The following is a 13146-nucleotide window of genomic DNA, read 5'->3' on the forward strand; positions in this document are numbered from 1 at the left end:
CTCAGGGCCGCAGCAGGAAAGTCACCGGGCCGTCGTTGACCAGGTCCACCACCATATGGGCGCCGAAACGCCCGGTTTCCACCCCCCCGTGCCGCGCCCGGCAGACCTCCACCAGCCGGTTGAAGCCGCGTTCAGCCTCTTCCGGCGGGGCGGCGGTGGTGAAGCTGGGCCGCATGCCCGAGGCCGTATCGGCCGCCAGGGTGAACTGGCTGACCAGCAGCAGGCCGCCGCCGGTGTCGGTCAGCGAGCGGTTCATCCGCCCGGCGTCGTCGGCGAAGACCCGGTAGCCCAGCAGGCGCTGGGCCATGCGCTGGATCTGCGCCTCGCCGTCGCCCGGCTCCAGCCCGACCAGGGCCAGCAGCCCGGGGCCGATCGCGCCGACGGTCTGGCCGTCCACCGTCACGCTGGCGCGGGTCACCCGCTGGATCAGCGACAACATCGGCTTGGGCCTCCTTGGGGCACCGGTCTCGGCCGCCCAAGGTGCGGACGGGGGCCGGGCTTTGCAATCCCCGCCCGGTTGACACCGCCGATAGACTGGCACGATGAAGCCGCACCTGCTGGCCGCTGGCGCCTACCGCGCCGCCGCCGCCCTCACCTCCCTGCCCTGGCCGCTGCTGCGCCGCCTCGCCGATGCCCTGGCCTGGACCTGGGGCCGACTGGACGCGCGCGAGAGCCGGGTGGCCCGCCGCAACCTGGAGCTGGCCTATCCCGAGCTGCTGCCCAGCCAGCGCGCCGATCTGCACCGGCGCATCCTGCGCGGCACCGCGCGCCAGGCGCTGGAGACGCTGCGCTTCTGGACCCGACCGCACGCGCGGAACCTGGACGAGCACCTGCGCCAGCGCCACGGCCAGGACCTGTACGACGCGGCGCTCAAGTCCGGGCGCGGGGTGATCGTGGCCGCGCCGCATTTCGGCAACTGGGAGCTGCTGAACCAGTGGCTGGCCTCGCGCGGGGACATCGCCATCGTCTACAAGCCGCCGGCCTCGGCCGCCGGCGACGCCTTCCTGCAGCGCGTGCGCGGGGCGGAGAACATCCGCCAGGTGCGTGCCGAGGGCCCGGCCGTGCGCCAGCTGTTCAAGGTGCTCAAGGAAGGCGGCGCGGTCGGCATCCTGCCCGACCAGCAGCCCAAGGCCGGCGACGGCGTCTTCGTACCGTTCTTCGGCGTGCCGGCGCTGACCATGACCCTGGTCAACCGCCTGGCCGAGCGCACCGGCGCGATCGTGCTGCTGGGCTGGTGCGAGCGCGTGGGCAGCGGGCTGGACTTCGCCCTGCACGTCGAGCCGACCCCGCCGGGCATCGGCGATGCGGACCCGGTGGCGGGCACGGCGCTGCTCAATGCGCAGATCGAGCGCGTGGCCCGGCGCGACCCGGCCCAGTACCAGTGGACCTACAAGCGCTACACGCTGCGCCCGCCGGGCAGTGGACAGACCGACCCGTACTGGACCGCCAGGCACCCGCACTGACGGCCCAGACCCGCATCGTTCCGCTGGCGTGGCCGCCGCCGCGCGGCGGATCGGCGAAAATGCTCGCCCAGGCTGCATTCCCCCCGTCGCACGCCGCCCCCGTTCCTCGCCCCGCCGCTGATTCCGACCGCCATGACCGCTTCCCACCTCCACCTCGCCCTGTTCGGCCATCCCGCCGCCGTGGCGTGCGAGCGGGCGGCTGCCGAGCTGCGCGCGGGCCGGCCGCTGCGCGTGGTCGATGCGCAGGGCGGGCAGACCGCTGTGCTGGCGGTGGATACCGCGTCCCCGGACAGCTTCCACGGCTTCCTGGACGCCAGCGGCGGGCGGGCGATGCTGTCGATCGGGCCGATCCGCGCCGGCGTGCTCGGCCTGGACGCGCCGCAAGGGGCGCGCCTGGCGCTGGACGGGCGCTTCGATCAGCTCGCCGACCTGAGCTATCTGCCGGCCCAGCCGCACGGCGACGCCTGGCACCCGGCCAACGCCCGCGATGCCGCCGGGCTGCAGCTGGCGCGCCTGGGGCTGCTGCTGCCGGCGCTGGTGGTGCACGACCTGGACGCGCAGGCCGGTCCGTTCGACGCCTGCCTGGCCATCACCCTGGACCAGGTCGAGGCCGGCCAGGCCGACGCCGGGCAGGACTGGGAGGAAGTCGCCAGCACCCGCGTGCCGCTGCGCGGGCTGGGCGATGCGCGCTTCGTGGTGTTCCGTGGCGGGGTGGCCCAGCGCGACCAGGTGGCGATCATCGTCGGCACCCCGGACTTCAGCCGGCCGGTGCCGGTGCGGGTGCATTCCTCGTGCCTGACCGGCGACCTGTTCGGCTCGCTCAAGTGCGACTGCGGCGACCAGCTGCGCAACGGCCTGGCCAAGCTGGCCGAACTGGGCGGCGGCGTGCTGCTGTACCTGGACCAGGAAGGCCGCGGCACCGGCATCGCCGCCAAGATGCGCGCCTACGGCTATCAGCACCTGGGCCTGGACACCATCGATGCCGACGCGCTGCTGGGCTTCGGCCCGGACGAGCGCCGCTACGGCACCGCCGCGGCCATGCTGCGCGGCCTGAGCGTGCATCAGGTGCGGCTGCTGAGCAACAACCCGTCCAAGGTCGAGCGCCTGCGCGCGGTCGGCGTGGAAGTGGTCGAACGCCTGCCGGTCACCGGCCGCATCACCACCGACAACGAGCAATACCTGCGCACCAAGGCCGCCCGCGCCGGGCACGCGTTGGACGTGGACGCGCTGCTGTCTTCGCTGTCCTGATTGCTGGCGGCTTTCAGGATCGTCATTCCCGCGAAAAGCGGGGATCCGGTGCCGCTGGAGGCTGTGCGTAAAGTCCATGGATTCCCGCTTTCACGGGAACGACGGTAGGGAGTGCGCGGGTCGCGCAAGCGGCGAAGACGCCTGGGCCGAGGGCGCGACACCGGGTCGAGGTGTCCTGAGACGGCCTCGCGCTCACCTCCGGGGCCACCGCACGCTCTAGACTCGGCGGCGCTTAGCTCCCGCCCTCCCCGTCCAGGCTCCGCGTGTCGTCCTCGCCTCCGCTTCCCGAAACTGCTCCGCCACCCGCAACCGCCACCGCGCTGCCCGACGGTTGGCAGGCGCTGCCGCCGCGCGGCGCCAGGCTGGCCGCGCTCGGCGCCTTCATCGGCACGCTGGTGGCCGGCGCCTTCGCCCTGGGCGTGGCCTGGCTGTCCGCGCCGGGCCTGACGCCCTGGCTGGACGAGGGCGCGATCGCGGTCGCGGTGATCGCGCTGGGCGCGGCGGTGATCGCCTATCGCCGCCATCGCTTCATCCGCTGGCGGCTGGACGGGCAGGGCTTCGCGCTGATGCAGGGCCGGCTGTGGCGCAGCGAGACCCATGTGCCGATTTCGCGCGTGCAGCACCTGGACGTGCGGCGCGGCCCGCTGGATCGCGCCGCGCGGCTGGCCACGCTGGTGGTGCATACCGCCGGCACGCGGCTGAACGCGGTCTCGGTCTCCGGGCTGGACCAGCGCGATGCCGAACGCCTGCGCGAGCGCCTGGCGCACCAGCTCGACCGCGACGACGACGCGCTGTGAGTGCGCCGCCTGACGCCGTGCAGCGCGGTCCGCGCGACCAGCGCCTGCATCCGTGGTCGTGGCTGTTCGTGCTGCTCCAGCAGCTCAAGCAGTTCCTGCTGCCGCTGCTCGTGCTGGTGGTGTTCGGGGGCGGGCGCGATGGCGACTCGGACCGCTACAACCATGTCGCCACGCTGGTGGTGATGGCGATCCTGGTGGGCACCTCGCTGCTGCGCTATCTGACCTATCGCTACCGCATCGGCGCCGATGGCCTGAGCATCCGCAGCGGCCTGCTCAACCGCAGCCGGCGCGAGATTCCCTTCGCCCGCATCCACAACGTGGCGGTGCATCAGAGCCTGCTGCACCGGCTGTTCGGCGTGGCCGAGCTGCGCCTGGAGTCGGCCGGCGGTAGCAAGCCGGAAGCGCAGATGCGCGTGCTGCGGCTGGACCAGGCGCTGGCGCTGGAGTCGCTGGTGCGCCATCGCGGCCAGGCCGGCGCCGAGGCCGCGCCCGAGGCGCAGGAAGGCAACACCCTGCTGACCCTGGGCGCGGGCGAGATCGTGCGCCTGGGCCTGATCTCCAACCGCGGCATGATCGCGATGGCGGCCACGGCCGGCGCGCTGTACCAGCTGTTCCCGCAGCGCGTGGTCGCCGATGCGATCGAACGCTACGGCCGGCAGGCGTTCGGCTTCGCCAGCCATCTGCACCTGGGCTGGCTGACCTGGCTGCTGACCGCGACCAGCGTGCTGCTGCTGGCGCTGGCGCTGCTGCGGGCGCTGTCGATCGCGCTGGCGGCGCTGCAGTACCACGGCTTCCGCCTGAGCGAAGCGCAGCAGCGCCTGACCGTCGAACGCGGCCTGCTGGCGCGCGTGCGCTCCAGCGCGGCGCGGCGCCGGATCCAGTCCTGGACGCTGCGCGAGGGCGTGCTGCATCGCTGCTTCGGGCGGCGCAGCCTGGACATCGACACCGCCGTGGTCGGCAGCTCGAACGAACAGGACCGCGCGATTCGCGAACTGGTACCGCTGGCCACGCCAGAACGTTGCGATGCGCTGCTGCAGCACCTGCTGCCCGACGCGCAGTGGCCACCGGCGCAGTGGCATGCGATGCCGGTCGGGCAATGGTGGCGGCTGTGCCTGTGGCCGGCGTTCTGGCTGATCGTCCTGGCCGCGGCGCTGTGGCCGCTGCTGGATGTGCTGGCGCTGGTGGTGCTGGCGTGGTGGCCGTGGTCGGCGTTCAAGGCGCGCCGGCAGATGCAGCACATGGCCTGGAGCGTGGACACGCGCCTGGTGGCCGTGCGCGGCGGCTGGTGGACGCGCTGGTGGCGCTTCGCCGAAGTGGACAAGCTGCAGGCGCTGCGCCTGAGCCGCTCGCCGCTGGACCGCCGCTGCGGCACGGCCACGCTGCTGCTCGATTCGGCCGGCGCCGCCCACCAGGGACCGCGCCTGGAGCTGCGCCTGATGCCGCTGGACCAGGCCCGCGCCCTGCACGATCAGCTCACCGCCACCCTGGCACGGCGCCGGCTGCGCTGGTAAGGAAGCCATCGCTTGGCAGGGTGGGAGCAACTGTCTCCTCAAATCTCGCAGCGGCCTGCCTGTAGAGCGGAGCTTGCTCCGCTGCTCTTCGTTCGGCTCGCGGAGGAAGGCCCCAGCGGAGCAAGCTCCGCTCTACAGGTGGGAGCCGCCATGGCGGCGATGGGGCCTTACCGGTGAAGCCCCATCGCCAGCATGCCGGCTCCCACCGGGTCAGGGCCGGGCGCCTGGGCCCCAGTAGTCCAGATCCTTGCGGATCTGCAGGGCGCGCAGGCGTGCGGCGAAGGGCTTGGGCCTGAGCACGCCCAGCTCGCCGGCGATGAAGTCCTCGGTCGCCGCGATCACCCGCTCGGCGCTGAAGCCATCGCGATCGGGATGGATCGAATCGGCATAGCGCACGATCGCCTCCATCAACGCCGGCGCTGGATGCAGCGCGCGCTCCAGCTGCGCCGGCAGCTGCGCCGGGTCGTCGAAATCCAGCATGTGCGGCTTGGGCGCGCGGTTGCGCAGGGTCACCACCGGTTTGTGCTGGACGACGAACTCCGAGACGATCGAGGAGGTATCCGACACCAGCACATCGGCCGCGCGCTGGGCGGCCATCACCTGCTCGGGCTCGACGAACGCGGCGTTGGCCCCGGCCAGCGCACGGTAGCGATCGAACAGCGCCGGCGGACACTTGGGATGCAGGGTCAGCAGCCAGTAGCGCTGGCCGCGCGCGATGTCGGCGGCGATCTGGTCGATCAGCACCGGCGCGGCGCTCAGGCGTTCGGTGAAGGTCGAGCCGAACAGGATCACCGGCCGCTCGCCCGCCGGCGCGCGCAGCGCGGCGCTGGCGCCGCCATCGTCGCGGAACAGCGGATCGAGCTTGGGCCAGCCGGTCTGGGCCACGGCGAAGTGGCCCTCGCGCTCGGCCAGCGCGCGGAAGGGCGCGGTGGTGGCCGGCCCCTGCGTGCAGTACAGATCAAACAGCCCGCGCACCCGGAAGTGGCCGCGCCCGTCGGCGCGCTTCTCCACGTTGAAGCCATGGAACAGCTGCACCTTGGCGCCGGCCACGAACGGCGGCACCCAGTTGGCCGCGCTGAACACCGCGCGCGGGCGCAGCGCCACGGCGCCCTTCAGATCGACCGGGCGCACGCACGGCGCCACCTGCGTCTCCAGCCCACGCGCGTTGCCCTCGAACCATGCGTGGACCTGTTGTCCGGACGCGTGCAGCGCCTGGGCCAGAGGCGCCAGAATAGGCAGGGCGTACCGTTCGGTCGCAAACAGCAGGTAGTCGGCCATGAGCGTGTTATGTCCTTGACGTCGCCACACGACCCGCGGCCGCGTATTTCGGCCTGCATTATCACGTTCAACGAAGCCGATCGCATCGGCGACTGCCTGGACTCGCTGGCCTTCTGCGACGAGTGCGTGGTGGTGGACTCGCATTCGACCGATGCCACGGTCGCCATCGCCCAGGCCCGTGGCGCGCGCGTGCTGCTGCGCGACTTCGGGGGCTATCGCAGCCAGAAGGACTTCGCGGTGCGCAGCGCCGCGCACGACTGGGTGCTGTGCCTGGATGCGGACGAGCGCGTGGACGCGAAGCTGCGCGCGGCGATCGAGGCCGCGCGCGAGGGCGGCTTCGCCGGCGCGGCGGGCTATCGCTTCAACCGGCTGTCCGATTACTTCGGCCGGTTCCTGCGTCACGGCAACGCCTATCCGGACCGGGTGCTGCGGCTGTTCGACCGCCGGCGCGGCGGCTGGCGCGGCCAGCGCGAGATCCACGAAGCCGCCAGCGTCGAGGGCCCGGTCCGCACGCTGGCCGGCGACCTGATCCACTACCCGTACCGCTCGCTGGAACAGCAGCTGGCCAAGACCCAGCGCTATGCGCAGATGATGGCCGAGCACGAGTTCGCCCGCGGCAAGCGCGCCTCGCTGGCCAAGCTGGTGGTGTCGCCGGCGTGGCGCTTCTGGCGCGGCTATGTGTTCCGGCTCGGCTTCCTGGACGGCTGGCGCGGCCTGGTCTACGCCTACGTGCGCGCCAACTACGTGCGGCAGAAGGCGATCATGCTGTGGCTGCTGCAGCACGGGCAGCCGGTGGGAAAGCAGAAGTGAGCGCAGAGCAGTGAGGAAGGGCAAACGCTCACTTCTCACTCCTCTCCACTCACGCCTCGCCCCTAGCCCTTCCGCGGATCCTCGCGCAGGCTGAAGCCCAGCAGGATGCCGACCAGCGTCAGATAGGCGCCGCCGCTGAGCTGGTGGGCCCACATCGACTGGCTCAGCCCGCACAGCACGAAGGACACCACCGTCATCAGCCCGGCCAACGCGGCGCTGCGCGAGCGGCGCGGGAACGGCCGCACCCGCAGCTGGCGCACGAACAGCCAGGCCGGCACCCCGTACAGCGCCAGCAGCGCGACGATGCCGGGAATGCCCATGGTCGCGCCCCATTCGGGGAAGTCGCTGTGCGCGTGGTCCAGGTCGCACCAGCTCAGCGGCTCGGGCGGCTGGCACTCGGGCGAGGCCAGCACCACGCGTTCGAAATGCCCCACGCCCACGCCGGTCCAGGGCTGGCGCTGCAGCTCGTCCACGGCCATGCCGATCAGCTCGATGCGCGCGCCGGAGGACGAATCCGCATCGCCCACCGCATAGCGCTGGATGTCGCCGCGCAGTTCCTCCACCCGCTGGCTGACATGCGGCAGCAGCGCGGCCAGGGCCACGACCGCCAACCCCGCCAGCGCCAGGAATTCCCAACGCCGCGCCTTGCCGCCGTTGGCGCGCGAGATCAGCGCGATGACCAGCACCAGCACCGCCGCCGGCCAGGCTCCGCGCGTGCCGCTCAGCACCACCGTCACCAGGCCGGCGCAGGTGGCCGCAATGGTCAGCAGCAGCCGCCCGGACGGCCGCAGGAACACCACCAGCCCCATCAGCAGCACCGTCAGGTCGCCGAAGGTGATGGCGTTGATCCAGCCATCGGAGCGGGCCACGCCCTGCCACAGCTGGACCAGGGCCACCGCGCAGGCGCCGAACAGGCCCAGCACCGCGCCGCTCCACAGCGCCGCCCGCGGTGGCGCCAGGCCGATCACCAGCAGCATGGCCAGCGGCATCACCAGCACGCGCCCGCGGTTGCCGGCCTCGCTCCAGCGGTCGTGATGGATCAGCGTCGAGGTGCTCACCACCAGGGCGACCAGCGCCACGGCCAGGAGCATCCACAGCAGCGGCCGGCCGGCATCCAGGCGCGCCGCCCAGATCCAGTCCGGCGCCAGCAGCACCGCCAGCAGCGTGCACACCGCCGCCGGCAACAGGCCGAGGGGCGTGGCGATCAGGCAGAACGGCAGCAGCACCAGGGCCAGCGTGTACAGCGCGCGCGCGGCGCGCAGCCGCGGCGAGGCGGGAAAGGGCTGGAACCGCAGCGATGTCCGTTCAGGCGCGTTCGGCATCGGGCCCATGTACGCCAGTCATCCACAACATCGCGTTACTCACCCTGGGCCTCGACCTGCGCCTTGCGCGCCGAATCGTCGAACGGAATCTCCGGCGAGGCCGGACAGCCCGTGCGCGCGGCCATCGGCACCAGCCACCAGCCGCGGCGACCGGCCTGCCCCGCATGCCGGGCCACGCCGCGGTCGATGCAGGCCGGCAGGGCGATGTCCTGGACCAGCAGCCAGCGCCGCTGCGGCGCCTGCGCCTGCCAGGCCAGGCCCTCGCGCAGCTGGTCCTTCCACAGCTTGCGGAAGCCGAAGGTGGTGGTGTTGGACTGGCTCATGAGCAGGTTCTGCTCCTTCCAGGCCACCAGGCCCAGCTCGGCCTGCGGGCCGATGGACTGGGCCACCTCGCGCATCACCCCGCGCGCGGAGCTGGAATCGTTGAGCAACGGGCACACCACCATCCCGTACAGCACCCAGGTCGCGCCCAGCGTCGAGCACATCGCCACCGCCGGCCGTCGCCAGAACGCCAGCAGGCTGCCCAGGCCCCAGGTGCCGATCGCCACCAGGACCCAGGCCAGCGCATGGGTCGCGGCCTGGTCCAGGTCGCGGTCGCGATGCAGGCCGCGTTCGAAAGAGGGCTCGCCGGTCAGCATCGCGATGCCCATCCCCAGCGTGGCCAGCACCAGCACCGCGGTGAACACATGCAGCACCCCGCGCACGTCGCGGCGCCGCAGCAGGCCCGGCAGCAGCGGCGCCAGCGCCAGGCACAGCATCGGCAGCGCCGGCATGATGTAGACGTCGCGTTTGCCGTGCGGGATGGAGAAGAACACCATCACGATCAGCCACCACGCCAGCGGCACCAGATAGCGCGGATCGCGGCGCAGGCGCAGGCGCCGTGCCCACGGCGCGATCGCCCAGGGCAGCGCCAGGATGGTCGGCGCCCACATCAGCAGCACCTGCAGGAAGTACCACCAAGGCTGCGGGTGGTCCCAGGAGCGCGCGTAGCGCTTGGCGGTCTGCCGCAGCAGGATGTCGTTGAGATAGGCGCGGTGCTCCGGATCGCCCGACAGCAGCACCGTGGCCACCATCGGCACCAGCCAGATCGACACCGCCACCAGGAAGGCCAGCGGCCCCAGCCAGAAGCGCCGGTCGCCGGCCCACACCTTGACCCCGGGCCAGCCGCGGGCCGAGACCACCGCCGCCGGCACGATGCTCAGCAGCGCCAGGAAGCCCACACCCTTGGTGATCGTGCCCAGGCCGGCGAAGAACCAGCCCAGCACCCACATCTTCCAGTCCGGCCCCTTGAGCAGATGCCGCAGCAGGCCGTAGTTGGCCAGTGTGATCATGCCCAGCACCAGCGCGTCGATCTGCGCGCGCTTGGCCTGGTAGGTGAACTGGAAGGCGAACAGCAGCGCCCAGCCCGCGTACAGCCCGACCTTGCGCGTCCACAGCCGCTGGCCCAGATCCTTGACGCACCAGATCGCGCCCAGCGTGGCCAGCAGCGAGGGCATCAGGAAGGCCACGCGCCAGTTGCCGGTGAGCAGGAAGAACAGCCCCTCCAGCCACATCAGCATCGGCGGCTTGTCCGAGTACAGCTCCACGCCACGATGCGGGAACAGCCAGTCGCCGCTCTCCACCATGTGCTTGGCGACCAGCGTGAAGCGCGGCTCGTCGGCCGGCCACGGATCGCGCAGGCCGATGCCCGCACCGATGACCAGCAAGGCGGTGATGAACAGCAACCAGGTATCGAGCGAGCGGGTCTTGGCGTAAGTCATGGGACGCATGGCGCGGGATGATAGCGAGGCGATGTCGGAACGCCGTGGTGAGGCCAAGCGCGCCGTCGGCTCAGGCGGCGGCCTTGCGCAGACGGGCATAGAAGAAGCCATCCATGCCGTCCTCGCCGGTCAGGCGCTGGCGCCCGCCGCCGCTGGGGTGGCCGAAGGCTTCACCCGGATCGTCCGGCTGCGCGGCGTCGTGACGCGCGAGGAAGGCCTCGATCTGCTCGGCGTTCTCCGCGGCCAGCAGCGAGCACGTCGCATACACCAGCGTGCCGCCCGGCGCGAGCACCGCCCAGGCCGCGTCCAGCAGGCGCGCCTGCAGCGCGGTCAGCGCGGCGAGGTCCTCGGGCCGGCGATGCAGCAGCACGTCGGGCTGGCGGCGCACGATGCCGGTGGCCGAGCACGGCGCGTCCAGCAGCACGGCATCGAACGGCACCCCGTCCCACCAGCCGCTCGGATCGCTGGCGTCGGCCGCCTTGAGCGTGGCCGTCGCGCCGACCCGCTGCAGGGTCTGTTCGACCCGGCGCAGGCGGCGCGCATCCACGTCGAGCGCCGTCAGCCGCAGGCCCGGCTGGCGTTCGAGCAGATGCGCGGACTTGCCGCCGGGCGCGGCGCAGGCGTCCAGCACCCGCGCCTGGTCGGCCAGGGCGAACAGATCGGCGACCTGCTGGGCCGAGCCGTCCTGGACCGACACCACGCCAGAGTCGAAGCCCGGCAGGCCGCCGACGGCGGTCGATTCGGCCAGCCGCAGGCCGTCGGGCAAGGCGGCGACGGTCTCGGCCTGGATCCCGGCCTCGGCCAGCTGCGTGCGATAGGCGTCGCGGCCGCTCATGCGCCGGTTGACCCGCAGCCACAGCGGCGCGGCCTGCGCGCTGGCGGCGAAGAGCGCATCGGCCTGCGCCGGCCAATCGGTGCGGATGCGCTGCTGCAGCCACTGCGGCCAGGCCGCCGACGCATCGGCCGCCGGCACGCCTTCGCGCTGGGCGCGGCGCAACAGCGCGTTGACCATGCCGGCCTGGTGCGGCCGGCCCAGCGTGCGCGCCGCCTCGACCGTGGCCGACAGCGCCGCGTGCGCCGGCAGCTGCAGCGCGTCGAGCTGGGCCAGGCCGGCCAGCAGCAGCGCGCGCAGTTCGTTGTCCCTGGCCTGCAGCGGGCGCGGCATCCAGCCGCTCAGCGCCGCGTTGTAGGCCGTGCGCCGGCGCAGCGCGGCGAAGCAGATCGCCTCGAGCAGCGCGCGATCGCGCGGATCGGCCAGCTGCGGCAGCGCGGTGGCCAGCTCGGCCTTGAGCGAGCGGCCGCGATGCAGCACCGCGTCCAGCACGCGGGCGGCCGTGACCCGCACCACCACGCCGGCCTGACTGCTCATGCGCCGGACAGATCGCGGCGCGCGTTGAGGTAGTCGGCGGCGGTGATCGCCTTGCCGCCCTCGCGCTGGACCACGCGCAGGCGCAGCGCACCCTGACCACAGGCGATGTCCAGACCCTGGCGGGTGGCGGCCAGCAGCGTGCCGGGCGCGGCGTTGTGGGCCAGGTCGATGGCGATGGCGCCGTGGATGCGCAGGCGTTCGCCGGCCACCTGGCCTTCCGCGATCGGCCAGGGCACGAAGGCGCGCACCTTGCGCGCCAGCACCTGCGCCGGCTGGGTCCAGTCCAGCCGCGCCTCGGCCTTGTCCAGCTTGTGCGCGTAGGTGACCCCTTCCGCGGGCTGCGGCCGCGGCACCGGACGCATATCGGCGCGCAGCAGGCCCAGGCCGTCGGCCAGCACCTGCCCGCCCAACTCGGCCAGGCGGTCGTGCAGCTGGCCACCGGTGTCGGTCTCGGAGATCGGCGTGGACAGCGACAGCAGCACCGGCCCGGTGTCCAGGCCGGCCTCCATCTGCATCAGGCACACGCCGCTCTCGGTGTCGCCGGCCTCGATGGCGCGCTGGATCGGCGCGGCGCCGCGCCAGCGCGGCAGCAGCGAGGCGTGCACGTTCCAGCAGCCGTAGCGCGGGATCTCCAGCACGGCCTTGGGCAGGATCAGGCCGTAGGCGACCACCACCATCACATCCGGCGCCATCAGCCGCAGCGCGGCCTGGGTCTCGGGGTTGCGCAGCGTCTCGGGCTGCAGCACGGGGATGCCGCGCTTGATCGCCTCGAGCTTGACCGGCGAGGCGGTCAGCCCGCGCCCGCGCCCGGCGGGACGGTCGGGCTGGGTGTAGACGGCGACCACTTCATTGTGGCGCACGGCCGCGCGCAGCGACGGCACGGCGAAATCCGGCGTGCCGGCAAAGACGATCTTCATGCGGAGTGGCGCAACTCTGGGTTCGGAGCGAAAGAAGGGGGACGCGTGCGTGGCTGATGCGTCGGCAGGGCCGACCGGCCGGGTCCCAGGTCTGAAGACCCGCGCCCCGGCGTCACCTCATGCCGCATTCCGTCGCGCCTTGGCCAGCTTCTTCTTGACCATCTCGCGCTTGAGCGGGGACAGGTAATCGACGAACAGCTTGCCGTCCAGGTGGTCCATCTCGTGCTGGATGCACACCGCCAGCAGGCCGTCCACGCGCAGCTGCTGCGCCGCGCCGGTGCGGTCGATGAACTTCACCGTGATCGCATCGGCGCGGGTCACGTCGGCGAAGATCCCGGGCACCGACAGGCAGCCCTCCTGGTAGACCTGCTCGCCGGCCTTGTCCAGGATCTCCGGGTTGATGAACACCTGCGGGGCGTTCTTCTCCTCGCTCACGTCGATGACCATGAAGCGCTGGTGCACGTCCACCTGACTGGCGGCCAGGCCGATGCCCGGCGCCTCGTACATGGTCTCGAACATGTCGTCGAGCAGGGTCTGGAACGCCGGTTCGGCGATCTGCTCCGCGCGCACGGGCACCGCCTTGGTGCGCAGGCGCGGATCGGGGAATTCGAGGATGGGCAACTGGGCCATGGCGAGCACCTGGTGGGGAGGCCGGGATGCGGTCCGGCGAC

The 13146-nt window shown here is 72.4% G+C and carries 12 protein-coding genes; 5 read left to right on the plus strand and 7 right to left on the minus strand.

Annotated features, from left to right (window positions below; all coding sequences use genetic code 11):
• Nucleotide 1: 1 nt before the first annotated feature.
• Nucleotides 2-439 carry a D-aminoacyl-tRNA deacylase gene (gene dtd / locus QE438_RS10575; RefSeq protein WP_130516857.1) on the minus strand — a complete coding sequence of 146 codons (438 nt, stop codon included), beginning with the start codon at nt 437-439 and terminating at the stop codon, nt 2-4.
• Nucleotides 440-542: 103 nt separating this feature from the next.
• Here dtd and QE438_RS10580 point away from each other — a divergent pair, with 103 nt between their 5' ends.
• The 4 genes from QE438_RS10580 (at nt 543) to QE438_RS10595 (ending at nt 5019) form a co-directional block, all read left to right on the plus strand.
• Nucleotides 543-1463 carry a lauroyl acyltransferase gene (locus QE438_RS10580; RefSeq protein ID WP_130516855.1) on the plus strand — a complete coding sequence of 307 codons (921 nt, stop codon included), beginning with the start codon at nt 543-545 and terminating at the stop codon, nt 1461-1463.
• Between the two features lie 132 nt (nt 1464-1595).
• Nucleotides 1596-2711 (plus strand): GTP cyclohydrolase II RibA, encoded by a 1116-nt coding sequence (gene ribA, locus QE438_RS10585; protein WP_306995799.1) that lies wholly within the window; start codon nt 1596-1598, stop codon nt 2709-2711.
• Between the two features lie 320 nt (nt 2712-3031).
• On the plus strand, nt 3032-3508 hold the full coding sequence (locus QE438_RS10590) for a PH domain-containing protein (RefSeq protein WP_306996354.1): 477 nt from the start codon (nt 3032-3034) through the stop codon (nt 3506-3508).
• Nucleotides 3505-5019: a PH domain-containing protein gene (locus QE438_RS10595; protein ID WP_306995797.1), complete on the plus strand. Its 1515-nt coding sequence runs from the start codon at nt 3505-3507 to the stop codon at nt 5017-5019. Before QE438_RS10590 ends, QE438_RS10595 begins: the two co-directional genes overlap by 4 nt.
• A 210-nt stretch (nt 5020-5229) precedes the next feature.
• On the opposite strand, the gene QE438_RS10600 is transcribed toward QE438_RS10595, so the two are convergent.
• On the minus strand, nt 5230-6297 hold the full coding sequence (locus tag QE438_RS10600) for a CDP-glycerol glycerophosphotransferase family protein (protein WP_306995796.1): 1068 nt from the start codon (nt 6295-6297) through the stop codon (nt 5230-5232).
• A gap of 9 nt (nt 6298-6306) precedes the next feature.
• Between QE438_RS10600 and QE438_RS10605 the strand changes: the two genes are divergently transcribed.
• Nucleotides 6307-7107 (plus strand): glycosyltransferase family 2 protein, encoded by an 801-nt coding sequence (locus QE438_RS10605; protein ID WP_306995794.1) that lies wholly within the window; start codon nt 6307-6309, stop codon nt 7105-7107.
• Nucleotides 7108-7169: 62 nt separating this feature from the next.
• On the opposite strand, the gene QE438_RS10610 is transcribed toward QE438_RS10605, so the two are convergent.
• The 5 genes from QE438_RS10610 to def all read right to left on the minus strand — a co-directional run bounded on the left by QE438_RS10610 (nt 7170) and on the right by def (nt 13105).
• Nucleotides 7170-8438, minus strand: a complete 1269-nt coding sequence (locus tag QE438_RS10610; protein ID WP_309734006.1) for an O-antigen ligase family protein — start codon at nt 8436-8438, stop codon at nt 7170-7172.
• Between the two features lie 26 nt (nt 8439-8464).
• Nucleotides 8465-10198: a glycosyltransferase family 39 protein gene (locus tag QE438_RS10615; protein WP_306995790.1), complete on the minus strand. Its 1734-nt coding sequence runs from the start codon at nt 10196-10198 to the stop codon at nt 8465-8467.
• A gap of 61 nt (nt 10199-10259) precedes the next feature.
• The gene (gene rsmB, locus QE438_RS10620; protein ID WP_306995787.1) at nt 10260-11558 is read right to left on the minus strand and encodes a 16S rRNA (cytosine(967)-C(5))-methyltransferase RsmB; all 1299 of its coding nucleotides are present in this window, start codon (nt 11556-11558) and stop codon (nt 10260-10262) included.
• A complete protein-coding gene (gene fmt / locus QE438_RS10625; RefSeq protein WP_130516839.1) occupies nt 11555-12475 on the minus strand; it encodes a methionyl-tRNA formyltransferase in 921 nt (306 codons plus the stop codon). Before fmt ends, rsmB begins: the two co-directional genes overlap by 4 nt.
• A 117-nt stretch (nt 12476-12592) precedes the next feature.
• A complete protein-coding gene (gene def / locus QE438_RS10630) occupies nt 12593-13105 on the minus strand; it encodes a peptide deformylase (protein WP_130528300.1) in 513 nt (170 codons plus the stop codon).
• Between the last annotated feature and the right edge of the window lie 41 nt (nt 13106-13146).

This window comes from Pseudoxanthomonas sp. SORGH_AS_0997, assembly GCF_031453535.1.
Taxonomy (GTDB): Bacteria; Pseudomonadota; Gammaproteobacteria; order Xanthomonadales; family Xanthomonadaceae; genus Pseudoxanthomonas_A; species Pseudoxanthomonas_A winnipegensis.